The organism is Fulvimarina fulva (genome assembly GCF_039652615.1).
GTDB lineage: Bacteria > Pseudomonadota > Alphaproteobacteria > Rhizobiales > Rhizobiaceae > Fulvimarina.
This window is the reverse complement of record NZ_JBDJAC010000001.1, coordinates 399,495-420,916: the sequence shown is the minus strand read 5'-3', so window position 1 is coordinate 420,916 and position 21,422 is coordinate 399,495. Positions and strand designations below refer to the sequence as shown.

General features: G+C 60.6%; 22 protein-coding genes. 13 read left to right on the top strand and 9 right to left on the bottom strand.

Annotated features, from left to right (window positions below):
* Positions 1 to 67 precede the first annotated feature (67 nt).
* Positions 68 to 727, top strand: a complete 660-nt coding sequence (locus tag ABDX79_RS01915; protein WP_346218561.1) for a DNA-3-methyladenine glycosylase family protein — start codon at positions 68 to 70, stop codon at positions 725 to 727.
* A gap of 201 nt (positions 728 to 928) precedes the next feature.
* On the top strand, positions 929 to 1,519 hold the full coding sequence (locus ABDX79_RS01910; protein WP_346218560.1) for an HNH endonuclease: 591 nt from the start codon (positions 929 to 931) through the stop codon (positions 1,517 to 1,519).
* A gap of 114 nt (positions 1,520 to 1,633) precedes the next feature.
* On the opposite strand, the gene ABDX79_RS01905 is transcribed toward ABDX79_RS01910, so the two are convergent.
* Positions 1,634 to 2,551 carry a cation diffusion facilitator family transporter gene (locus ABDX79_RS01905; RefSeq protein WP_346218559.1) on the bottom strand — a complete coding sequence of 306 codons (918 nt, stop codon included), beginning with the start codon at positions 2,549 to 2,551 and terminating at the stop codon, positions 1,634 to 1,636.
* 3 nt (positions 2,552 to 2,554) lie between these two features.
* Positions 2,555 to 4,747: an anthranilate synthase gene (locus tag ABDX79_RS01900; protein ID WP_346218558.1), complete on the bottom strand. Its 2,193-nt coding sequence runs from the start codon at positions 4,745 to 4,747 to the stop codon at positions 2,555 to 2,557.
* Positions 4,748 to 5,074: 327 nt separating this feature from the next.
* Between ABDX79_RS01900 and ABDX79_RS01895 the strand changes: the two genes are divergently transcribed.
* A complete protein-coding gene (locus ABDX79_RS01895) occupies positions 5,075 to 6,466 on the top strand; it encodes an MFS transporter (protein WP_346218557.1) in 1,392 nt (463 codons plus the stop codon).
* A gap of 34 nt (positions 6,467 to 6,500) precedes the next feature.
* On the opposite strand, the gene ABDX79_RS01890 is transcribed toward ABDX79_RS01895, so the two are convergent.
* The gene (locus ABDX79_RS01890) at positions 6,501 to 6,758 is read right to left on the bottom strand and encodes a DNA polymerase family A protein (RefSeq protein ID WP_346218556.1); all 258 of its coding nucleotides are present in this window, start codon (positions 6,756 to 6,758) and stop codon (positions 6,501 to 6,503) included.
* Positions 6,759 to 7,004: 246 nt separating this feature from the next.
* Here ABDX79_RS01890 and hemF point away from each other — a divergent pair, with 246 nt between their 5' ends.
* The gene (gene hemF, locus ABDX79_RS01885; RefSeq protein ID WP_346218555.1) at positions 7,005 to 7,913 is read left to right on the top strand and encodes an oxygen-dependent coproporphyrinogen oxidase; all 909 of its coding nucleotides are present in this window, start codon (positions 7,005 to 7,007) and stop codon (positions 7,911 to 7,913) included.
* A gap of 88 nt (positions 7,914 to 8,001) precedes the next feature.
* Positions 8,002 to 8,199: a DUF1059 domain-containing protein gene (locus ABDX79_RS01880; RefSeq protein ID WP_346218554.1), complete on the top strand. Its 198-nt coding sequence runs from the start codon at positions 8,002 to 8,004 to the stop codon at positions 8,197 to 8,199.
* A 239-nt stretch (positions 8,200 to 8,438) separates the two neighbouring features.
* Here ABDX79_RS01880 and ABDX79_RS01875 read toward each other — a convergent pair whose 3' ends face one another.
* Positions 8,439 to 8,828 (bottom strand): YbaN family protein, encoded by a 390-nt coding sequence (locus tag ABDX79_RS01875; protein ID WP_346218553.1) that lies wholly within the window; start codon positions 8,826 to 8,828, stop codon positions 8,439 to 8,441.
* A 191-nt stretch (positions 8,829 to 9,019) separates the two neighbouring features.
* Here ABDX79_RS01875 and ABDX79_RS01870 point away from each other — a divergent pair, with 191 nt between their 5' ends.
* Entirely contained in the window at positions 9,020 to 9,625 is a 606-nt protein-coding gene (locus ABDX79_RS01870) for an LOG family protein (RefSeq protein WP_346218552.1), read from the top strand.
* Between the two features lie 134 nt (positions 9,626 to 9,759).
* Positions 9,760 to 11,310, top strand: a complete 1,551-nt coding sequence (locus ABDX79_RS01865) for a bifunctional GNAT family N-acetyltransferase/carbon-nitrogen hydrolase family protein (protein ID WP_346218551.1) — start codon at positions 9,760 to 9,762, stop codon at positions 11,308 to 11,310.
* A 6-nt stretch (positions 11,311 to 11,316) separates the two neighbouring features.
* Here ABDX79_RS01865 and rarD read toward each other — a convergent pair whose 3' ends face one another.
* The 4 genes from rarD to cysS form a co-directional block, all read right to left on the bottom strand.
* Positions 11,317 to 12,264: an EamA family transporter RarD gene (gene rarD, locus ABDX79_RS01860; RefSeq protein WP_346218550.1), complete on the bottom strand. Its 948-nt coding sequence runs from the start codon at positions 12,262 to 12,264 to the stop codon at positions 11,317 to 11,319.
* A 113-nt stretch (positions 12,265 to 12,377) separates the two neighbouring features.
* The gene (locus tag ABDX79_RS01855; protein ID WP_346218880.1) at positions 12,378 to 12,848 is read right to left on the bottom strand and encodes a GFA family protein; all 471 of its coding nucleotides are present in this window, start codon (positions 12,846 to 12,848) and stop codon (positions 12,378 to 12,380) included.
* Positions 12,849 to 12,895: 47 nt separating this feature from the next.
* Positions 12,896 to 13,858, bottom strand: coding sequence for a prolyl aminopeptidase (gene pip, locus ABDX79_RS01850; protein ID WP_346218549.1), 963 nt, complete (start codon positions 13,856 to 13,858; stop codon positions 12,896 to 12,898).
* 219 nt (positions 13,859 to 14,077) lie between these two features.
* Positions 14,078 to 15,520, bottom strand: a complete 1,443-nt coding sequence (gene cysS / locus ABDX79_RS01845) for a cysteine--tRNA ligase (RefSeq protein ID WP_346218548.1) — start codon at positions 15,518 to 15,520, stop codon at positions 14,078 to 14,080.
* 307 nt (positions 15,521 to 15,827) lie between these two features.
* Between cysS and ABDX79_RS01840 the strand changes: the two genes are divergently transcribed.
* Positions 15,828 to 16,010, top strand: a complete 183-nt coding sequence (locus ABDX79_RS01840; RefSeq protein WP_346218547.1) for a hypothetical protein — start codon at positions 15,828 to 15,830, stop codon at positions 16,008 to 16,010.
* A 99-nt stretch (positions 16,011 to 16,109) separates the two neighbouring features.
* Here the strand turns inward: ABDX79_RS01840 and ABDX79_RS01835 are convergent, their stop codons facing one another.
* The gene (locus ABDX79_RS01835) at positions 16,110 to 16,955 is read right to left on the bottom strand and encodes an SOS response-associated peptidase (protein ID WP_346218546.1); all 846 of its coding nucleotides are present in this window, start codon (positions 16,953 to 16,955) and stop codon (positions 16,110 to 16,112) included.
* Between the two features lie 11 nt (positions 16,956 to 16,966).
* Here ABDX79_RS01835 and ABDX79_RS01830 point away from each other — a divergent pair, with 11 nt between their 5' ends.
* The 5 genes from ABDX79_RS01830 (at position 16,967) to ABDX79_RS01810 (ending at position 21,347) form a co-directional block, all read left to right on the top strand.
* Entirely contained in the window at positions 16,967 to 17,389 is a 423-nt protein-coding gene (locus ABDX79_RS01830; RefSeq protein WP_346218545.1) for an NUDIX domain-containing protein, read from the top strand.
* Between the two features lie 131 nt (positions 17,390 to 17,520).
* Positions 17,521 to 17,919: a TIGR02301 family protein gene (locus tag ABDX79_RS01825; protein ID WP_346218544.1), complete on the top strand. Its 399-nt coding sequence runs from the start codon at positions 17,521 to 17,523 to the stop codon at positions 17,917 to 17,919.
* A gap of 105 nt (positions 17,920 to 18,024) precedes the next feature.
* Complete coding sequence (locus ABDX79_RS01820; protein WP_346218543.1) at positions 18,025 to 18,285, top strand: hypothetical protein; 261 nt, start codon at positions 18,025 to 18,027, stop codon at positions 18,283 to 18,285.
* Between the two features lie 68 nt (positions 18,286 to 18,353).
* Complete coding sequence (locus tag ABDX79_RS01815) at positions 18,354 to 19,268, top strand: hypothetical protein (protein ID WP_346218542.1); 915 nt, start codon at positions 18,354 to 18,356, stop codon at positions 19,266 to 19,268.
* 159 nt (positions 19,269 to 19,427) lie between these two features.
* Positions 19,428 to 21,347, top strand: a complete 1,920-nt coding sequence (locus ABDX79_RS01810; RefSeq protein WP_346218541.1) for an ABC-F family ATP-binding cassette domain-containing protein — start codon at positions 19,428 to 19,430, stop codon at positions 21,345 to 21,347.
* Positions 21,348 to 21,422: the final 75 nt, after the last annotated feature.

The following is a 21,422-nucleotide window of genomic DNA, read 5'->3' as shown; positions in this document are numbered from 1 at the left end:
TCGTTCGATTCCCGCACCGCCGCTTCCCGGCCACTCTTAAACAAGGATCGCAGCCGAAGGAATGGACATGACCGGCAGTTCCTTCGGCACGATTGCCACGAAGGCCGACATCGACGCGGAACTTGCAGCGTTAGCATCGCTCGATTCGCGATTGGCTCCCGTGATCGAAGCCTCGGGCGAATTGCCGCTTCGCAGACAGGCCGAGGGCCTGCGCGGTCTCTGCGCCATCGTCACCGCCCAGCAGGTTTCGAAAGCGAGCGCGGAGGCGATCTTCTCACGGTTTCAGAAAGAGGCGGACCTCGACGATCACCGGGCCATCCTCGCGCTCGACGACGCGGCCTATCGGCGGGCCGGGCTTTCCCGCCCCAAACAAGCGACGATCAGCGAACTTGCGCGCGCCGTGGAAGACGGCGATCTCGATTTCTCACGCCTTGCCGCGGCGGACGGAACAGTTGCCATCGCCGAACTCGTCAAGCTCAAGGGAATCGGCGTGTGGACGGCGGAATGCTATCTCCTCTTCTCGACCGGTCACCGGGATATCTTTCCAGCCGGCGATCTCGCGCTCCAGGTCGCGGTCGCAATGGCATTTGGCCTGAAAGAGCGGCCCAAGCCGAAGCAGCTTGCGGAGATCGCGAAGGCCTGGGCACCCCATCGCTCGACGGCAGCACGCCTCTTCTGGGCCTATTATGCGGCCTGCACGAAACGCGACGCTGCGCCCGCAGACTGACGGCTCGGGCCTCGTGACAGGGCGCGTTCCACAGACTTTGAACAGCGATCCCCAGACTTATCCACAGCTTCTCAAAGCGCCTTCCAATCCACCGGACCGGAGCGCACGGACACAGTCATTTGGCCAAACCGCCGCACCGCCCGTGCATGAGGCTTCACAAAGCTGTCGTGTTGGCGCACGATAACTGACAGCGGTCCGAGAATGGGCTTCGATGAGAAGAGGAGTTTGTCGGTGACGATCGGCGTCCCTAACGATTTATCTCCGGCGCTCGTCCTTAACGCAGACTACCGACCACTGAGCTACTACCCGCTGTCGCTCTGGTCTTGGCAGGACGCGATCAAGGCGGTGTTTCTGGATCGGGTGACCATCGTAGCGGAGTACGACCGGGCGGTTCACAGCCCGACGGCTTCGATGCGACTGCCGTCCGTGGTTTGCCTCAAGAGTTATGTCAAGCCTTCACGCAATCCGGCGTTTACGCGGTTCAACGTCTTCTTGCGTGATCGCTTTCAGTGCCAGTATTGCGGCTCGCACAATGACCTGACCTTCGACCATGTCATTCCGCGCTCCAAGGGTGGTCTCACCACCTGGGAAAACGTGGTGGCTGCGTGTTCACCCTGCAATCTGAAGAAGGGTGGGCTGATGCCGAAAGCTGCGGGCATGATCCCGTCGCAAAAGCCGTATCAGCCGACGGTTCACGACCTTCACAACAATGGTCGTCTGTTTCCGCCGAACTACCTGCACGAAAGCTGGCTCGATTATCTCTACTGGGACTCAGAACTCGATCCGGAATGAGCAGGTAGAGCAGCTTCGCGCCTCAGATCGGACATCGGATCGCTGTCATCGCATGCGATTGGCCAGCAGTCCGTTGTGAACGAACCACGTTGACCCTTCAGCGCAGGCTGAGCTTCAGATAACCGGCACACCGGTGACCTGCGCTTCCTCCTCAGGCTCCACGTGGATCTGAATCCGCGCCGTCGGGAATGCTGCGACCAACGCATCCTCGATGCGGTCGCAGATGACGTGTGAATCGCCGACCGTCATGTCGCTCGGAACGACGAGATGAAACTCGATGAAGATCATGCGCCCGGATACGCGCGTGCGCAGGTCATGCACTTCGATCGCGCCATCGGCATTCGACGAGATGACCCCGCGAACCCGTGTCTCTTCTTCCGGCACCATCGCCTGATCCATCAGTCCGGACAGCGAATTGGAAATGACCGCGTAGCCTTCACGAAGGATGTTCAGCGCAACGAAGGCGGCCAACAGAGGATCGAGAACCGGAACATGAGTCCAGGCTGCGATCCCCAGTCCCACGATGACGCCGAGCGAGGTGACGACGTCGGCCATCAGGTGTTTGCCATCCGCCGCGAAGGCAGGCGAGCGGCGCCGACGGCCAAGACGGATCAGATAAGTTGCCCAGACGAAATTGATTACGGTCGCACCGCCGTTGATCAAAAGGCCGATCATCGGCATGTCGGCCGGTTTGGGATCCTGGAACGATTTCCAGGCTTCGACAAGAATCAGGATAGAAGCCAGGGCGATCAGGACACCCTCGACGACAGCGGAGAAATACTCTGCCTTGCTGTGTCCGAAGGGATGGTCTTCGTCGGCCGGCTTGTAGGACAAGGAAATCGCCCAGAGCGCGATCAGGCCCGCGACGACGTTTACGATCGACTCCATCGCGTCTGAGAAGAGCGCAACCGATCCCGTGACGTAGAACGCGGCATATTTGATGACGAGCACGACGCACGCGATGGCAACGGAAGCCATTGCGATCCGCTTAGCCAGCGAAGCGCCTTCCTCGATCGTATTTACCTCGGACATAGTTTAAGCGGCCCGCTCCTTCGCGACCCGCGCCAGGTGCGCGACGACATTCTCGATCATGCGCTGACCGACTTCGCCACCAAGGCTCATGATGCTCTCGGGATGAAACTGGACCGCAGCAATCGGCTCCGAGCGATGCTCGAAGGCCATCACGATCCCATCCTCGCTTTCGGCGGTGACCTCGAAGTCGCGGGGCAAGCGAACCGGATCGGCGAATATCGAATGATAGCGTCCGATCGTTACCTCGTTCGGCAGACCAGAAAAGATGATGCCCGGCTTGGAGACCCGGATGCGGGAAGGCTTGCCGTGATAGGGAATGTGCAGCGTGCGGAGTTCCCCGCCATAGGCTTCCGCCAGTGCCTGAAGCCCCAGGCACACCCCAAACACGGCGGCGCCATGGTCGCGAGCCCGCCGGATCGTCGCCGCGCAGTCGAAATCGGATGGCGTTCCGGGTCCCGGTGAAAGAACGACGAGATCGGGATCTATACGATCGAAGATTTCCTGCGGTACGGGCGTTCGGACCGTGGAAACCTCGGCACCGGTCTGGCGGAAATAGTTCGCAAGCGTATGGACGAATGAGTCTTCGTGATCGACGAGGAGGATCCTTCGCCCCACCCCGACCTTCGCAGCCGTGAGTTTGGCCGCTCCGTCATTTGCCTTGCCGGCTTCTCTTATGGCGCCAAGCAGCGCCGAAGCCTTCAGCTCCGTCTCCGCTTCTTCCGCTTCCGGATCGGAATCGAAAAGCAGGGTCGCACCGGCGCGTACTTCAGCAATGCCATCTTTCAGGCGAATGGTGCGCAGCGTCAGCCCGGTATTCAGATCCCCATTGAAATGCACCATGCCAACCGCGCCGCCATACCAGGCGCGCGAGCTTTTTTCGTTTTTCTCGATGAAGCGCATCGCCCAGAGCTTCGGCGCTCCAGTCACCGTCACGGCCCAGGCATGGGAAAGAAACGCGTCGAACGCGTCCATATCGTCCCGCAGAACGCCGGTGATATGATCGACCGTGTGGATCAGCCGGGAATACATTTCGATCTGACGACGGCCGATGACCTTCACGGACCCCGGTTCGCAGACGCGGCTCTTGTCGTTGCGGTCGACGTCGGAACACATGGTGAGTTCCGACTCGTCCTTCTTCGAGTTGAGCAGCTTCAGGACCTGTTCCGCATCGCCGATCGCATCCTGCCCTCGTGGCACGGTGCCTGAGATCGGACAGGTCTCGACGCGTTTGCCTGAGACCCGCACGAACATTTCAGGAGACGCGCCCACGAGAAACTCGTTCGAGCCGAGATTGACGAAGAAGGAATAAGGAGACGGATTCACAGCTTTCAGGCGCCGCGAAATCTCGGACGGCTTGTGCTCGGCCCGCTCATAGAACACCTGTCCCGGCACCACTTCGAAGAGATCGCCGCGCCGGAAGCGCTCCTTGGCCGAACGCACGAGATCCGCATATTCGCCCGGTTCGTGATCGCCGCGGCCCGGGCTCCGTTTTGCCGGCTGGAACCCGTCATCGGTTCCGCCACCTTTCGCAAAAACGGTGGAGAGCGAGCCCTTCGCGAAGTCATAGGTCGAGAGCACGGCCGATGCCGAATAGTGATCGACCTCCAAAACCTCGTCGGGGAGATAAAGAACGAGGTCGCGCTGGTCGGCAGGTCGTTCGAGGCTTTGTTCGATTGGGTCGAACTGAAATGCGAGATCGTAGCCGAACGCACCATAGAGGCCGCAGCGCGCATCCTGATCGGTTTTGAAGAGCGCGACGATCGCCCGCAGCACCGAGAACACCGTCGGCATGCGTGAGCGCTCTTCCTCGGTTACAGCGGCCGATGGCTCCTTCACCCTGAGCGTGATCGAGCGGCCATCGTCCGACAGCTCGAGCCTCGCAATGTCATCGTGCCCTTCGAGCGCGTCCCCGATCATCGACAGCAGGACTTCGCCCTTGCCGTTCAGCGCCTCGATGATCATGCGGCGACCGGTGGAAGTCAGCACCAGCGGCGGGTCCACGAAGGCGATGTCCTGCTTGGTGTAGCGACCGGGATACTCGTAATTGGAGAAGAGAACCGCGCCGCGACGGGTATCGAGCTTGTCGAAATAGGGCTCGATCGCATCGGCATAGTGCACGTCTCGCGAGCGCCGCGTGATCTCAACGCCACCCTCGGTCGTGAAGGTCTCGCCGTCGGCCGTCACCTTGGTCGCCATTTCATTTGTCCTTCGTATCGCACCAGCGGCCGGCGCCAACGCCATAAGAAAAAGGCCGCCGGCGTTTCCGCAGCAGCCTTCGACAAAGATCCCGCACGAGGTCGATCGGCCGCCTTAGAGCGGGCGCCACCAGAGCTTCGTGATGATCGTGTTCATTTCCATGGACCATGGATAGCCGAGCTGACCCGGATCGGCAAGATCATGTTTGAAATCAGAGGTCAGAAGACGGCTTTCAGTCTCTACGCGTCAGCGATGACTTGCAGCGCGACGCAACACCGGCCACTCTGCAGGTCCTCGAGCCAGCGTGAAACGTCGATTGGAAGGCCGATGCTGAAAACCCTATCCGGTGTCTGGGCTCTGCTGATCGGAATCGTCCTCATCATGCTGGGCAACGGCATGCATTTCACGTTGATCGGTCTGCGCGGCGGCATCGAAGGCTTTTCGTCGGCCGAACTCGCGATCATTACCTCGGGCTATTACGTCGGCTTTCTATCGGGCGCGCGATACACGCCTGTCCTCATCCGCCGGGTCGGCCATGTACGCGTGTTCGCGGCGCTTGGCAGCTTCATGTCGGCGGGCCTCATCGCATTTCCGCTCTTTACCGATCCATGGGCCTGGACGCTGTTGCGCGTACTCCTCGGCTTTTGCATGTCCGGCATCTACGTCGCGGCCGAAAGCTGGCTGAACGAGGCCTCCACGAACGAAAATCGCGGCAAAGTGCTGTCAGCCTATATGATCGCGCAAACGCTGGGCATCATCGGTGCGCAATATCTGCTGACCTTGGGCAATGCGGCCACCTCCGTTCTGTTCATCGGCGCATCGATCCTGGTCTCGATCTCATTTGCGCCGATCCTGCTGACTGTCGCGCCCGCACCGAAAACCGAGATCACGCGGGCGATGTCACTTGCCAAGCTCTTTTCCAGCTCTCCGCTGGGCACGATCGGCATCTTTTTGCTGGGGGCCGTCTACGCGACGCAGTCCGGCATGGGCGCGGTCTTCGGCACGCAGATCGGGATGACGACCTCTCAGATCGCGCTCTTCGTCGCAATGCTGTTCGGCGGCGCGCTTTTCTTGCAGTATCCCATCGGCTGGCTTTCGGACCGGGTCGACCGTCGCGGCCTGATCTTCGGTGCCTCCGCGATCGGCGCAGGGTTTTGCGCCATCGGCTGGCTGAGCGGTGACAGTCTGTGGCCGCTGATGGCTTCCGCCTTCATCGCCGGCGGCATGACGACCCCGCTCTATGCGCTTTTTCTCGCCTATACGAACGACTTCCTCGATGCCGAGGACATGCCGTCCGCATCAGGTGGACTGGTTTTCACCTTCGGCCTGGGGGCGATTTTCGGGCCGCTCGCCACGGGTTGGGCCATGGAAGGCATCAGTCCCTATGCCTTCTGGCTGGTTTTGAGCGGAACCTTTGGCGCGATCGCCCTCTATGCTCTCTATCGCATGACCCAACGCGCAACCGTCCCGATCAGCCAGACCGAAAGCTATCTCGGCGTGATTCCGACAGCTTCACCGGTCGCGGTCGAAGCCGCCAGTGTCTGGGCGGCAGAACAGGCCGAAGCGGAGCGGGAAGCCGAGGCAGAAGCCGAAGCCGAAGCCGAAGCTGAGGCCGAGAAGGCTGAAGCGGAGAAAGAGGTGGACACCACAGACGAAGAGGTGCCGGAGGGCGAGCAAGCGGTCGACCCCAAGGACGGAACAGTGAAAGACGAAAAATAGACGGCAGCGTTGGCCGCGACCCGAAGAGTGTCCGTCAGTCGGCGGTCGGCAACCGGCGCATGGTGAATTCGACGGCACCATCATCGACCAGTCGCCAGCTCTCGACCTGGGTCCAGTAGGCAGCCTTCGGGAAGCGCTCGAACCATTCCCGCGCCTTGGACCGTGCTTCCTCGCGCGGCAGCGTGAAAGTCTCCCTCACGAAATGCGCCGAAGGGTCTGAGCCGGCCTGGCGATTCCGCTGCAACTGCCGCCGCAGTCCGCTCAATGGTGGATCGAATTGGCCGGCAGTCATGGCGCTCTTAGTCCCAGGCTGATCGACGGTGAACGTTGGTATTGATTGTTGCATGGTATCTAGCGTGCGCCAATCAGGATTGCGAATCGATGAATCCGTCTTCGCAATCGTCCGGCCGATCGCATCCAGATGGCCGGCAGCGGTGAATTCCGGTCAAGTTTTCATTGCCAGATCGACATGCTACCGCCATACCCTAAAGCATGGGGCGCTTGCGCGACCTCCATTGATTTGCGGACCGGAGAGCATATGGAACGGGAGAGCCTGCCCGAGGGGCTGCCGGAGAATATCGAGACGAAAAAGGCCACCGCCCGCGCCTGGTTCGAAGCACTCAGAGATCGCATCTGCGCCGTGTTCGAGGACCTGGAAAAGGCGCACGGCGCCGAGACCGGCCTGGAACCGGGGCAGTTCGAACGCACCGAATGGAGCCGCGAGAACGACGGCGGTGGCGGGGTCATGTCGATGATGCATGGCCGGGTCTTCGAGAAGGTCGGGGTTCACACCTCGACCGTCCATGGTGAGTTTTCGGAAGAGTTTCGCAAGAACATTCCGGGCGCCGATCAGGACCCGCGATTCTGGGCGTCCGGCATCTCGCTGATCGCCCACCTCCGAAATCCCAACGTGCCCGCCGTTCACATGAACACCCGCATGGTCGTGACGACACGCCAGTGGTTCGGTGGCGGTGCCGATCTCACACCGACACTCGATCGTCGTCGCACCGAGGACGATGCCGACACGCGCGCATTCCATAAGGCACTGCAGTTTGTGTGCGACCGCCATTCGAAGGTCGCCGACTACAAGCGCTACAAGGAATGGTGCGACGAATATTTCTATCTACCTCACCGCCAGGAGACACGCGGCGTCGGGGGCATTTTCTACGATTACCTGCACTCCCCGGACGAGGCCGGCGGATGGGATGCGGATTTCGCCTTCACGCGCGATGTCGGCAAGGCATTCATCGTCGTCTACCCCCATATCGTGAAGCAGAACGTCGAGCAGCCTTTCACCGAGGCTGATCGTGAGGAGCAGCTGATCAAGCGCGGGCGATATGTCGAATACAACCTGCTTTATGATCGCGGTACACTGTTCGGGCTGAAAACCGGAGGCAATGTTCAGTCGATCCTTTCCTCCATGCCGCCCGTGGTAAAATGGCCTTAAACCAAATACTTAGCCGGATATCATAATCGAACCTTTCTATTCCTCGCGCGTTTGATATCTGCAAGCCATCAATGCGGGAGGAATTATAATGTACGAACTTGATTGCACCGGCGTCATTCCGGGCTGCGCGCGAGTTATCCGTGCGGACACCGAGTCCGAGGTCTTCAGCCGTGCCGTCATGCAGGCGCGTCGAATGGGTTACGACCGAATTCCGGCAACGATGCTGGACGGCTTTCGCCAGAACATGATCGAAGTGTCGGAACTTCGCGTCAGAGCCGCAGGCTGACCGACGCCGCCTGTAGGTCTCTCGATGAATCGAGGCGATGCAACAGAGACAACCGCTGAGGGTCTAGCGCTGGAATACGATTCAGCCTCATGACACTTCGCGCTTCGGTTACCTGAAGCGAAGCGGCTCGTCCTTCCGCGACGGGCCGCTTTTTCATGTGGGATCATGCAAGCCGGCGCAGTTCGAGACCGACCGTCGTGTTTGCCCGACCGTCGTGTTTGATCGTGCGGACACCTCGGTCAGGAACCGTTCGGAACGCTTTTTTTGCCCGGCTCCGGTCGCGTCCACAAAAATGCGAGAACCAGAACAAAGATGCCGGTCTGGATTGCGAGGATCATCATCGAAAGCCCGGCCAATCCACCGATGACGACGGTCAGAACCATGACCAGCGATGCAAGCCATTTCGCCTTGCGGGCAATCGCGCGTTCGGTTCGCCAATTATGGATTGCAGGTCCGAATCGCGGATGATCGAGTAGCCAGGCTTCGAGCTTCGGAGAGCTTTTCGAAAAGGCAAAGGCACCGAGAATGAGGAATGGCGTCGTGGGCAATAGCGGCAGAACGGCACCGATCGCCCCCAGGACGAGGGACGATGCGCCAACGACCAACCAGAAAACACGAGCAATCTTCATTGCACACCGTAGCACCGATCATCACCAAGAGCGAAGGTGCAACGCCGACGGATGGGCATGGTTGCCAGCTCTATGATGCGTTCGACAGACCGTGCGATGCAAATTCGGCGGGTGTGGAATGCGCCGGACTTACCGGGATTTCATGGAAGCGTGCTTGACGGCGACACCAGCACGAACGATTTTCCGAAGCCATGACAGCGATTCGATCCATCTGCGTTTATTGCGGCTCTTCAGTCGGCAACGATCCAAGCTTCGTGAGCGCCGCTCACGCCCTTGGCATGGCCATCGCCAAAGCCGGAATTCGCCTCGTGTATGGCGGCGGCACGCGCGGCATCATGGGCGCTGTTTCGGACGGCGTGATCGAAGGCGGCGGACAGGTCACCGGCATCATTCCACGCTTTCTCATCGACATGGAAGCGACCGAGCGGGAACTGAAGCGGCTGGACGAACTCGTGGTCACCGAGGACATGCACGAGCGTAAGCATCTGATGTTCGAGCGGTCGGATGCCTTCGTGGCCCTGCCGGGTGGCATCGGAACGCTGGAAGAACTGGTCGAAATCCTTACATGGAGCCAGCTCGGACGGCACGAAAAGCCGATCGTGATCGCCAATCTCAACGGCTTCTGGGATCCCTTGCAGAATCTGCTCGACCACATGGACAGCGAAGGCTTCATCCATCGTTCCCAGCACGTGCGGCCGATCGTGACTTCCGATATCGACTCGGTCATTCCAGAGATCGAGAGCGCACTTGATCGCGCACCAAGCGACGGGCGAAGCCAGATCATAGAGAAGCTGTAAGCGCGCGACCAAGCCTTCGATACATCGAACGCGCCGTTCGAGACGATTCGTCGTCGCGATCTGCCTGTGCGCGGCGAATTGCGCGCCTAAATGCCGGCAAAAGAAATCATTTGAATCAGGACCAGCCCCAAACCATGGCCGAAAAGCAAGCGAGCCCGAAGATCGAAGTCCGCGTCGCTGCGAAAGAAGACGTCGATGCGATCATCAACCTCTCGTCGAAGGTCTTTCGCAACGAGGCGCCCTACACGCGCGGAATGATTCTTGGCCAGATGTCGGCTTTCGCCGAAGGTCAGTTCGTCGTCGTCTACGAGGGCGAGGTGGTTGGCTATGCCGCGACCATGATGCTGCCTGAGAAGAAAGCGCTCGGTCAGCACACCTGGGCGGAAGTGACGGGCGGGGGCTACGCCGCCATGCACGATCGCAAGGGCGAGTGGCTCTACGGGATGGAGGTCTGCGTCGACCCTGACCGGCGGCGCCTGCGGATCGGCAAGCGGCTCTACGATGCGCGCCGGCGCCTCGCAACGGATCTGCACCTCAAGGGCATCGCCTTTGGCGGTCGCATTCCCGGTTACAAGCGGAACCAGAAGAAGTACGGCACCGCCGAGAGCTATCTCGAGGCGGTTCAGGCCAATGAGGTGAAGGACCCGGTCGCGACCTTCCATATCAATGCAGGGTTCGAACCGATCCGAATTCTGAAAAACTACTATCCTTCAGACCAGGACTCGGCTGGCCACGGCGTGCTCATGGTCTGGCGCAATCCGTATTATGATCCGCAGCGCGAGGAACAGCCGGTCAACCGCGGCAATCCGGACGTCGTGCGCGTCGCGACGGTCCAGATGAAGGCGCGCACGATCAGCAAGCCGCAGGATTTTTACGACGCGGTCGAGTACTTCGTCGAAGTCGCATCCGAATATGGCGGCGATTTCGTCGTCTTCCCCGAGCTCTTCACGCTGATGCTGATCTCCTGCGAGCCTGAAGAGCTCAAACCGGAGGCGGCGATCCAGCGCCTCACCGAGCATACGCCGGAATTCGTCGAAAAGCTCACCGAGATGGCAATCCGCCGCAACATCAACATCATCGGCGGCAGCCATGCCACAAAAACCGATGACGGCGACATCCAGAATGTCGGCTATGCGTTCCTGCGCGACGGATCGGTCCACGCCCGCGAGAAGATCCACCCGACTCCAAACGAACAGACCTACTGGCAGATCCAGGGCGGCGATCCGATCGACGTGATCGAGACCGACTGCGGCCCGATCGGCATCATGATCTGCTACGATTCGGAATTTCCGGAAATCGGCCGCCGCCTTGCCGATCAGGGGGCCCGCATCCTCTTCGTGCCCTTCAATACCGATACGCGCCACGGCTATCTGCGCGTCCGCTACTGCTGTCAGGCGCGGGCGATCGAAAACCAGTGCTACGTGGTGACCAGCGGCATGACGGGCAATCTCGGCAATGTCGACAATCTCGACATCGAATATGCCCAGTCGGGCATCTTCACGCCGTGCGACTTCCCGTTCGCGCGCGATGGCATCGCGGCCGAAGCATCGGAGAACGTCGAGATGGTGACGGTCGCCGACCTCAATCTCGCAACGCTCTCATGGGCGCGTTACGAGGGTTCGGTGAAAAACCTGCGTGATCGTCGTCTCGATCTCTACCGCACGACGTGGTCTGACGGCGGCTGAGCAGCGTCAGCTTATCTCGCGCGCGTCCGCGATGGGCGCGCCGCCTTGCGTGCTCGCACCGCGGCGACGTCGGCGGTCCTCCCTCGCCTGGCGAAACAGCGTGATCGTGTAGAGTACCAGCGCCGCCCAGATGAAGGCGAACGCCACCAGCTGCCAGATGCTGAACGGCTCGCCGAAGACGAAGACCGCGGTGATGAAGAGCAGGGTCGGCACCGTGTATTGCAGGATGCCGACCGTGGCGAAGTGCAGAAGGCGCGCGCCGGCCGCAAAGAGGATGAGCGGTACTGCGGTAATCACGCCGGCAAGAACAAGCAGGATCGTTTCGGTCGGGTCGCCGCCGAAATGAATGTCCGGCACGAAAAACAGCACGCCGATTGCCAACGGCGTGAGAATTGCGACCTCAAGAAAGAAGCCCTCCGTGGCATCCACCTTCACCGTCTTGCGCAGAAGGCCGTATGTGCCGAACGAGCAGGCCAACACCAGCGCGATCCAGGGCAGCCCGCCAGCCTTGAACGTCATGATCGCGACGCCGATGACCGCAAGGCCGATCGCCACACCCTGTAACCGGCTCGGCCGCTCCCTCAAAAAGATCGCGCCGAGCGCGACGTTGAACAGCGGATTGATATAGTATCCGAGGGCCGCATCGATCGCCTGGTTCGAGACGATGGCGTAGACGTAGACCCCCCAGTTCACCGAGATCAAAGCTGCCGTCATGGCCGCAAGACAAAGCGTCTTCAGGTCGCCGAGATAGCCGATCGTCGGCTTCAGGCGCCCCTGATACATCAGGAGAAGGACTGCGAACGGAATGGCCCAGATGACGCGATGGGCCACGATCTCGAAGGGCGACACATGGCTCAGCGTCTTCATGTAGATCGGAAGCACGAGACCCCAGATGGCATAGGCGCCGAGCGCGAGAAGAAACCCGCGGCGCGAATCGGTCTCGGTGTCTTGCATGGGATGGGCCTTGCCGAAAATCGTCAGTTCGGCCCAGCTTTAACAGTCGCAAGGATCGAACGCGCCAATGTTTTAGTGATCGGTGCGATCACTAAAACTGATGGGTCCCGTCTTCAGACCGGTGGTTTTTCTCCGTCAACCTCCGGCCGGTCCGGATGCTGGAACGATACGACGTCAGCAAGATAGGGCTGGTCTCCCACGTCTTCATCCGTTCGGCTTTCCGGCAGCGCACCGAGGCCCGCGACAAAGGCATGACGTGCCTCAACCCCATATTGATTGCAGGGCGGAAGCGAGCCCGGATCGTCGAAAACCCCTATCGTCAGGAACAAACCGTCCGGTGCCCGGTAGCCCAGCGGCGTTCCGCATTCGGGGCAGAAACCGCGCCGTGCCATGTTGGACGAGGCAAACCATTTGGGCTCGGCCTTTTTCCAGACCAAGGAGGCGCTCTTCACGCGCACCAGCGCCGCGAAGAGGTTTCCGACGGCTTTCTGGCACATGCGGCAATGGCAGATATGGGCACTCGACGGCTCAGGCTCGCACGCAAAACGGATCGCGCCGCATTGGCATCCGCCGTTCATCCGCATGGCCTTCTCCACCTCGATATTCCGCTGCAATATCGAATTCTATCGGATCAGGGTGTCCTCGCAAACCGATCCGTGGCGGCCAGCAGTTCCTGCAGGATTCCGGGCTCGGCGAAGGCATGCCCCGCGCCTTCAACCATTCGATAATCGGCTCGCGTCCAGACCTCTGCAAGCTGCCATGACGTGATCGCAGGGGTGACGATGTCGTAGCGGCCCTGGACGATGACGCCCGGTATATTGGAGAGACGGTGCGCATCGCGGATCAGCTGCCCCTCCTCCAGCCAGAGGCCATGGTAGAAATAGTGATTCTCGATGCGCGCGAAGGCGATCGTCGTATCGGAAACGGTGGGCATGCTGCGCGGCACGGCAGCCGAGCGCATCATGACTGTCGCCGATTCCCACTGGGTCCAGCTTGCGGCCGCCGCCGCACGGATCGAGCGGTCTGGATCGGTGAGACGCCGCCGATAGGCACCGATGATATCGTCCTGCTCGGATTGCGGGACCTGGGCGACGAAGTTCTCCCACTGATCCGGGAACAGGCGGTTCGCGCCCGTTTCATAAAACCATGAAAGCTCGGAGGTCCGACCGGAGAAAACGCCCCGCAGGATCATCGCCGAAACCGCATCCGGGTATGTTTCGGCATAGGCAAGTGCCAGCGTCGCGCCCCAGGAACCGCCGAACAGGACCCAGCGATCGACGCGAAGTTCCTTTCGCAGGCGTTCGAGATCCTCCACGAGATGCCAAGTGGTGTTGGCCTCGAGCTCCCCCAAGGGCGAGGAGCGACCGCAGCCGCGTTGGTCCAGAAGAATAATGCGATAGCGCGCAGGATCGAAGAGCCTGCGATGCTGCGCCGAAGAGCCGCTCCCCGGGCCACCGTGGAGGAAGACCACGGGCTTGCCGTCTGGATTGCCACAGAGCTCGTAGTAGATTTCATGGCCGTCGCCCACCGCCAATCGACCCGTCTTGTACGGATCGATCGCCGGATAAGCTCTGCGCTGCGTCTGTGTATCCATGAAACGTCAGCTCGTGTCGGTGTTGATGGGCCGGGGCTTCTTGCAGCTCCCACGCCTTCCTAACCAGAGGTCGGCGATGCGGATGAAACTTCAAGCGTTCCCAAAGGACATCAAACGCATTTTATCCTTGGTCGACACTGGGATTTCGCGACGCCAGCGGACGATGTCCGCTGCGGCATGGACGAACACGTCCAGACCATGACGAAGGGCTCTGACATATCAGCGCTTGAGTTCCCAGCTGGTCACCCTCTCGCCGGTTTCCGGGTCCTTGCCGTCCTTCAGCTGAATACCTTCGCTCAAGAGCGCGTCGCGAATGCGATCCGCCTCCGCCCAGTTCTTCTGACGGATGAAGGCAAGGCGTTCATCGATCAGACGGTTCTGATGATCCGACAGCGATCGGGCCGGTTCCGTCAGATCGATGCCGATCAGACGCAGAAATCTCGCGGCGGATTGGCGCTCGTTGTCATTGTTGCGAAGATGGTCGTTCAACGCAGCCAGCGCCGCCGAGAAATTGAGGTCATCGCACAGCGCTGCTTCGACCGCCGGAGGCAACGAGCCTTCATCCTCGATGGCATCTGCTTCGCCCACGATACGACGGAGCGTCGCAAGCCGTGCCTCGGCCTCTTCCAGCCGTTTCACCGAAAAATCGATCGGCTCGCGATAATGGGTCATCAGCATTGCGAGGCGCAGCACTTCACCGGGCCATTTGCGCCCCCCGAACGTCTCTGTTTCCAAAAGGTCGTGGATCGTGACGAAGTTGCCCTCCGACTTGGACATCTTCCGGCCTTCGACCTGCACATAGCCGTTGTGCATCCAGACCTCGGCCATGGCGTCGGTTCCATGGGCGCAGCGCGACTGGGCGATCTCGTTCTCATGGTGGGGAAAGATGAGATCGAGGCCGCCACCATGGATATCGAAAGTCCGTCCAAGATGGGCCTCGCTCATTACCGAGCACTCGATATGCCAGCCGGGACGCCCCCGACCCCATCGGGAGTCCCAGCCCGGCTCGTTCTCGTCCGACAGTTTCCAAAGCACGAAATCGGCCGGATTGCGCTTGTGACTGTCCACGGCCACGCGCGCGCCGGCCTGCTGCTCATCGAGCTTGCGCTTTGAAAGGCCGCCATAATCGGGCATCGAGGTGACATCGAAAAGCACTTCGCCGCCCGCCTCGTAGGCGTGGCCCTTCTTGATCAGTGTCTCGATCATGGAGACCATGTCATGGCCGTCCGCATGGCCGGAGACGTAGTCGGTGGCGCGCGGCTCGACAGTCGGCGGCAGGCATCCGAGCGCTGCGATGTCGGCGTGGAACTGATCCGTCGTCCGGGTCGTCACCTGCCGGATCGCGTCGTTGAGCGGCAGGTCGGGAAAATCCCGAGCCGCCCGCGCATTGATCTTGTCGTCGACGTCGGTGATGTTCCGCGCATAGACAACGTGATCCTCGCCGTAGAGTCGCCGCAGCAGCCGAAACAGCACGTCGAAGACGATGATCGGTCGCGCATTGCCGATATGAGCATAGTCATAGACGGTCGGTCCGCAGACATACATGCGCACACGCTTGTCCGCCTCCGAGATCTGATCGTCGCGCCAATCGCGTGGAGAAAAGTCCTCTTTCTGCCGCGTCATCGTGTTGGTCAGTCGCAGACCGCGAAAGCCTTCGCTCATTGGTCTCATTCCCGTGGAAAATGCTTGCCGGATCGGATCGGACTTTGGGTAGGCGCAAACGGTGACGATTTCAAACGCCGATCGCGGGAAAGCTTTCGTCGATGCGCATGGGACTACGGCCCTGCGGGCGGACCTCCATAGCTCATCGACATCAATCGAGCCGGTGGCTGAGTTGCCGGAGCGCCACGCCATCGACCCGTCACCGATCTGTGAACGCTTATTCCTATCGGCCAGGAAGGTTTTGCCCTCAAAGCGTCTCATTTTAAGGGCGGCTGGACGGGGCACGAAACAAGCAGGCATCGAGGCCATGAAGACTATCGAGATCCAGTTCCGTTCGCGGCGCGAACGCGAGAACGAGGTTCACCTGGAAAACAACTACCGCCAGCTCGGCAATCCCGGGCTTCTCGCGGCAGCTCAGTACTGCGGCAAGGGCCGCCAGCCGGCGGTCCAGACCATGGCTCGACCGCTCCATCTGGTAGCGGGCGAGTGACAGCTCCCGGGCGGGGCTGACGGCAAGCGGCGTAAAGCCCCGCTCATTCTCTTCTGCGCACCGGACCGTCTGGCGCGTTGGTGTTGTGCCCTTTTCGGCCTAGATCAATTTCAGCTGCGCATCGCTCCCATCGCTCTCGGCGCCCCCTTTCCCTTTCTTTCCGTCCTCCCGGTCATCGATCGGCTTTTCGATCGGCTCCTGGATCGACGGATTTGAGTTGGCGACCTTGTTGACCGCCGTTCCGATCGGCACGATTTCGAAGTCCGGCACGGCAGAACGGGCAAGAAGATCCGCCACGTCGGAGGCGTCGTAATCCCGGCAATTCAGCCATCTCTCGAACTCGCCCTCTTCCAGTGCGACAGGCATGCGGTCGTGGATTTCGCTCGGTGGGCCGGCGGCAGCCGTCGTGACAATGGCTGCGGTATCGATCTCGCCGCCGTCGGAGTCGATCGCCGTTTCCATCAGGCCCGCGAAGGCAAATGGCCGACCGCCTTTTGGCCGAAACAGATAAGGCGCGGATGGGCCGCTTCCCGAACGTCGCCACTCGTAAAACTCAGTCGCCGGAATCAGGCAGCGTCGATATTTCAGCGCCGCGCGAAACGAGTTCTTCGTCGCCACCGTCTCGCCCCGCGCATTGATCAGCAACGGAAATTTCGAGGCATCCTTCACCCAGGACGGTATCAGCCCCCATCTCGCAAGTTGCGCCGACCGGTTCGCCCGGTTCGCATCGGGATGCTCAGCGCGCCCACCGATCGCGATCAGGATGGGCTGGGTGGGCGCGATATTGTAGCGTGGCGGGAAATCATCGATCTCTTCGATCGACAGAAAATCCGCGACAATCTCGGGGGAAGTATGAAGGGCAAAACGTCCGCACATATGAAGAGGGAACAGCGCGCGCTTCGCGCCGTCAAGCGACCCCTCGCGGAATACAGCTTTTCCCGACAAGGATGCCACCAATGACCAGACAGCCTCAAATTGCCGTTTCGGCCGCCCTCTTCAAAGGCGAAAACCTCCTTCTGATCGAGCGGCAAAAAGGCCAGACGCTGGAAGGCTTGCTGTCTTTTCCGGGGGGCCGCGTGGGCTTCGGCGAAACGCTGAAACAGGCGGTGGCCCGCGAGATTTCGGAGGAAATAAACCTCGAGATCGACGAATCGAGCCTCGTCTTCGTGACGAATCATGAAGCGATCTATGACGACTTCCACTTCGTCATCGTCGTCTTCACCGCCGAAATCGGGCAGGATTCGGCTCCGGTTGCCGGAAGCGACGCCGCTGCGGTGAGCTTTGTCCACAGAAATTCGGTCGACGGGCTGGAAGAGAGTGGCCGGACCACCCCGAAGCTTGCCCAAATTGCCGAGCAAGCTGAAAATCTGTTGCGATAGCGGCACAGTTCCGCCGAAAAGCATTCCTAATCAGAGCCGGTCTTGAAATCGCCGAACCCGGGTTCGACTGTTCGCAAATGCACAAATTTTTAAGGTTTTCTCTTCCCTGCCTCCTGTCGGCCGCTTTGCTGGTGTCGGCGATTCAGGTCGCGCCTGGATCTGCACAGGAAGCCGAGGCAAGTGAAGAAAGCGAAGCCCAGAGCCCTGGCAGTGCAGCAAGGCCGAGCGAGGGACCTTTCATCGACGCGATGAGCCGGCTTTCGACGGTTCTTGGGTCGATGCATTTCCTGCGCGAACTGTGCGGGAACGAGGAATCATCGGTCTGGCGCGACGAAATGCGGGCGCTGATTCAGGCCCAGTCGCCGAGCGATCCGGATCGTCGCCGTCTGATTGCGAGCTTCAACAGTGGGTATCGGGCCTACGAATCAACCTACCGGCACTGCACCGAGGCGGCGCGGATGGCCCATAATCGCTTCCGGAAAGAGGGGGCCAGCCTGTCGCGGGACATCATCACTCGCTATGGAAATTAATCAAACGTAAACGATCTTCGCACTGCACCCGCGACAATCGTCACGTTCGTGGTAATAAATCTTAAACGGATCGAATGATCCGAAACGAAAAACAGGGATGCCGTCATGCTCGAACTGCCAAAATCCGAACTCGACGAGATCATCCAGGCCGAAAAGAAACAGGTCGCGCTCGAATATCATAACGAGGCGTGGGCCGATGGCATCAGCGAAGGGATCGAGTCGGAGATTCTCGCGGAGACGGCTCTTTCGACGGCGATGATCGAACTCGTGCGCCTCTATGGCGAATCTCATGCCATCGAAATGCTGGACGATCTGCGCCAGCGCGTCGAATTCGGCGAGTTCCGCGCGAACCGCACCTTCCAGTAAAGTCACGACTTCGACCGGCGACCTCCCGAGGCAGACCGGGACTTTTCAAAACCTTCCCGAGGAAGACGATGCCGCCTTCCATCAAAGCATTCCCGATTCTGGCGTTCTGCACGGGGCTTCTCGTGTCCGGCTCCGCTATGGCGCTGTCGCAAATCGTCGACGACGACGGGAATGCGACGGGCGAACTCCGCGACGGTATCGTCGCGGTGCCGCTGCCGCCTCTCCCGGGAACCAAGGTGAGCGGCGAAGGCGCGCCCGCGGCCGAAGAGGGCGAGACAGCGGCTCCTGATGGGCCGCAGCAGGATCGGCCGGTCGCGGAGCCGGCGCCCCCCGCCGGGACGCCCCCTGTGGTGCCTGCCGCGGAAGAGGCCACGCCCAGATCAGGGCCCGCCGGCAATCAGTCTGGTGGGCCTGTCGAAAAGCCGGGCGCTGAGCCAGAAGCTACCCCTTCAGGCTCCGGTACATCGCCCTCTTCTGCCGCTGGAAGACCAGCAGCGGAAGCCGAAGCGTTGCCCTCCTCTCAAGTCAGCTACGACATTGGCAGTCTGCCGAGGCCTGTCCGCGATCTTCGGGCCAAATTGATCAGTATCGCTCGCGCCGGCGAGATCGAAAAGCTGAAGCCCTATCTTGAGACCGGCCCGGAGGAGACTGTGCTTTCCTTTGGTGGCAGCGTCGAGGACCCGATCGAGTACCTCAAGCAATCCTCCGGCGACGGGGACGGCATCGAGATGCTGGCCATTTTGCTGGAGCTTCTTGAGGCCGGCCATGTCGCGCTGGAGCCCGATAGCGAGGACGCGATCTATGTCTGGCCTTACTTCGCCCAGGCACGTCTCGACACGCTGACCAACGCTCAAAAGGTCGAGCTTTTCGAAATCGTCACCGCTGGCGACTATCAGAACATGCTCGATTTCGGCGCCTACAACTTCTATCGCCTTGGGATCACGCCCGAGGGCAAGCTCGCCTTTTTCGTCGCCGGCGACTGATTCATTCGCTTTGGCCGAAATGGGATCAGCCGGGACCAACGTTTAGCGTGTCTGGCGGAATGCGCGTCTATTTGAGGTGCAAGTGCGTTCACGCGGTTGCTTTGCGCCATTTTCAATGTGTGTCTTCACCTCGGCTCACGGCCATGCCAAAAGGCCTCCATGCTGCAGATCAACGACCTTTCCGCACGCGTCGCCGGACGCCTTCTCATCGACCATGCGAGCCTCACGCTGCCCTCCGGCACGAAGGCTGGCCTTGTCGGCCGTAATGGCGCGGGTAAATCGACGCTCTTTCGCGTCATCACTGGCGATCTTGCCTCCGAGAGCGGCTCTGTCAGCATGCCGTCGAACATGTCGATCGGTCAGGTCGCACAGGAGGCACCCGGCACCGAGGACTCGCTGATCGAGATCGTTCTCTCCGCCGACACGGAGCGGGCACGCCTGATGGCGGCGGCTGAAACAGAGACCGATCCGCTCAAGATCGCCGACATCCATACGCGCTTGTTCGATATCGATGCCCATTCGGCCGAGGCGAGAGCGGCGTCGATTCTGGCCGGTCTCGGATTCGACGACGAGGCGCAGGCCCGCCCGGCCTCGTCTTTCTCGGGCGGCTGGCGGATGCGCGTCGCCCTCGCCTCCGTGCTGTTTTCGAGCCCCGATATTCTCCTTCTCGACGAGCCCACGAACTATCTCGATCTGGAAGGCACTCTGTGGCTGGAGAATTTCGTCTCCCGCTATCCGCACACCGTTCTTCTGATCAGCCACGATCGCGACGTTCTCAACAACGCGGTCTCGTCGATCGTCCACCTCGACCAGAAGAAGCTCGTCTTCTATCGCGGCGACTTCGACTCTTTCGCGCGCCAACGGGCCGAGAAGATCGAACTTCTTCAGAAACAGACCGCGAAGCAGGCCGAAAAGCGCAAGCATATGGAAGCCTTCGTCGCGCGCTTCCGCGCCAAGGCTTCCAAGGCGAAACAGGCGCAGTCGCGCCTGAAAGCTCTGGAAAAGCTGGGGCCACTGCAGGCGATCGTCGAGGACAGCGTCACGCCGATCGTGTTCCCTGCCCCGGACAAACAGCCCGCCTCCCCTATTATCGCGATGGAAGATGTGAGCGTCGGCTATACCCCGGGCCAGCCGATCCTTTCATCCCTGGATCTTCGCATCGACACGGACGATCGGATCGCCCTTCTCGGCCAGAACGGCAATGGCAAATCGACCTTCGCCAAACTTCTCGCCGAACGCCTCGACCCTGAAGCTGGCCAGCTCACCAAGGCACCTGGCCTGAAGGTCGCCTATTTCGCGCAGCACCAGATCGACGATCTGAGACCACAGGAAAACGCCATCGAGCATGTGCGCCGGCTGATGCCCGACGCACCTGAACCGAGAGTGCGCGCGCGCGTCGCGCAGATGGGACTGCCGCGCGAGAAGATGGAGACCGTCGCGGACAAGCTTTCTGGCGGCGAGAAGGCCCGCTTGCTTCTAGGCCTTGCGACACTGCATGCCCCTCACCTTCTCATTCTCGACGAGCCGACGAACCATCTCGATATCGAGGCGCGCGACAGCCTTATTCATGCGCTCAACGAATATCCCGGCGCGGTGGTCCTCATCAGCCACGACCGGCACATCGTCGAAGCGACGGTAGACCGGCTCTGGCTGGTGGAAGACGGGTCGGTGAAACGCTTCGAAGGCGATCTCAACGAGTACAAGCGGTTGGTCCTGTCCGGCAAGAAGCAGAGCAGGAAGACCAGGACCGAAGCCGAAAAGACGCCCGAACCTGTGGCAGTAAAGGCTATCGAGCCGACTCAGCCGAAGTCGGAAATGCGTCGGCAGTCGGCGGAAAGGCGCGATCAGCTGAAGCCGATGAAGCGCAAGATCGACAAACTGGAAGCCGACATGGCCAAGCTGCAGAAAGCCGTCGCGGATGCCGATGGCAAGCTTGCCGACCCGGCGCTCTATCAAAAGGATCCGGCGAAGATCACCGAGCTCAACCAGAAGCGCGCGGATGCGGAAAAATCGCTCCAGACGTTGGAGGAAGAGTGGCTCGCTCTCTCCGGCGAATACGAGTCGGCCATCGCGAGCTAGAAATTCTTACCTTAGGGTAGATGGCGTCGTCAGATATCATTTTCATGACACTTCATCGTGACTTTGAAAAAATTC

Coding starts and splice junctions, on each gene's coding strand:
- ABDX79_RS01915 (WP_346218561.1), top strand. CDS start 68: ATGACCGGCAGTTCCTTCGGCACGATTGCCACGAAGGCCGACATCGAC.
- ABDX79_RS01910 (WP_346218560.1), top strand. CDS start 929: ATGGGCTTCGATGAGAAGAGGAGTTTGTCGGTGACGATCGGCGTCCCT.
- ABDX79_RS01905 (WP_346218559.1), bottom strand. CDS start 2,551: ATGTCCGAGGTAAATACGATCGAGGAAGGCGCTTCGCTGGCTAAGCGG.
- ABDX79_RS01900 (WP_346218558.1), bottom strand. CDS start 4,747: ATGGCGACCAAGGTGACGGCCGACGGCGAGACCTTCACGACCGAGGGT.
- ABDX79_RS01895 (WP_346218557.1), top strand. CDS start 5,075: ATGCTGAAAACCCTATCCGGTGTCTGGGCTCTGCTGATCGGAATCGTC.
- ABDX79_RS01890 (WP_346218556.1), bottom strand. CDS start 6,758: ATGACTGCCGGCCAATTCGATCCACCATTGAGCGGACTGCGGCGGCAG.
- hemF (WP_346218555.1), top strand. CDS start 7,005: ATGGAACGGGAGAGCCTGCCCGAGGGGCTGCCGGAGAATATCGAGACG.
- ABDX79_RS01880 (WP_346218554.1), top strand. CDS start 8,002: ATGTACGAACTTGATTGCACCGGCGTCATTCCGGGCTGCGCGCGAGTT.
- ABDX79_RS01875 (WP_346218553.1), bottom strand. CDS start 8,828: ATGAAGATTGCTCGTGTTTTCTGGTTGGTCGTTGGCGCATCGTCCCTC.
- ABDX79_RS01870 (WP_346218552.1), top strand. CDS start 9,020: ATGACAGCGATTCGATCCATCTGCGTTTATTGCGGCTCTTCAGTCGGC.
- ABDX79_RS01865 (WP_346218551.1), top strand. CDS start 9,760: ATGGCCGAAAAGCAAGCGAGCCCGAAGATCGAAGTCCGCGTCGCTGCG.
- rarD (WP_346218550.1), bottom strand. CDS start 12,264: ATGCAAGACACCGAGACCGATTCGCGCCGCGGGTTTCTTCTCGCGCTC.
- ABDX79_RS01855 (WP_346218880.1), bottom strand. CDS start 12,848: ATGCGGATGAACGGCGGATGCCAATGCGGCGCGATCCGTTTTGCGTGC.
- pip (WP_346218549.1), bottom strand. CDS start 13,858: ATGGATACACAGACGCAGCGCAGAGCTTATCCGGCGATCGATCCGTAC.
- cysS (WP_346218548.1), bottom strand. CDS start 15,520: ATGAGCGAAGGCTTTCGCGGTCTGCGACTGACCAACACGATGACGCGG.
- ABDX79_RS01840 (WP_346218547.1), top strand. CDS start 15,828: ATGAAGACTATCGAGATCCAGTTCCGTTCGCGGCGCGAACGCGAGAAC.
- ABDX79_RS01830 (WP_346218545.1), top strand. CDS start 16,967: ATGACCAGACAGCCTCAAATTGCCGTTTCGGCCGCCCTCTTCAAAGGC.
- ABDX79_RS01820 (WP_346218543.1), top strand. CDS start 18,025: ATGCTCGAACTGCCAAAATCCGAACTCGACGAGATCATCCAGGCCGAA.
- ABDX79_RS01815 (WP_346218542.1), top strand. CDS start 18,354: ATGCCGCCTTCCATCAAAGCATTCCCGATTCTGGCGTTCTGCACGGGG.
- ABDX79_RS01810 (WP_346218541.1), top strand. CDS start 19,428: ATGCTGCAGATCAACGACCTTTCCGCACGCGTCGCCGGACGCCTTCTC.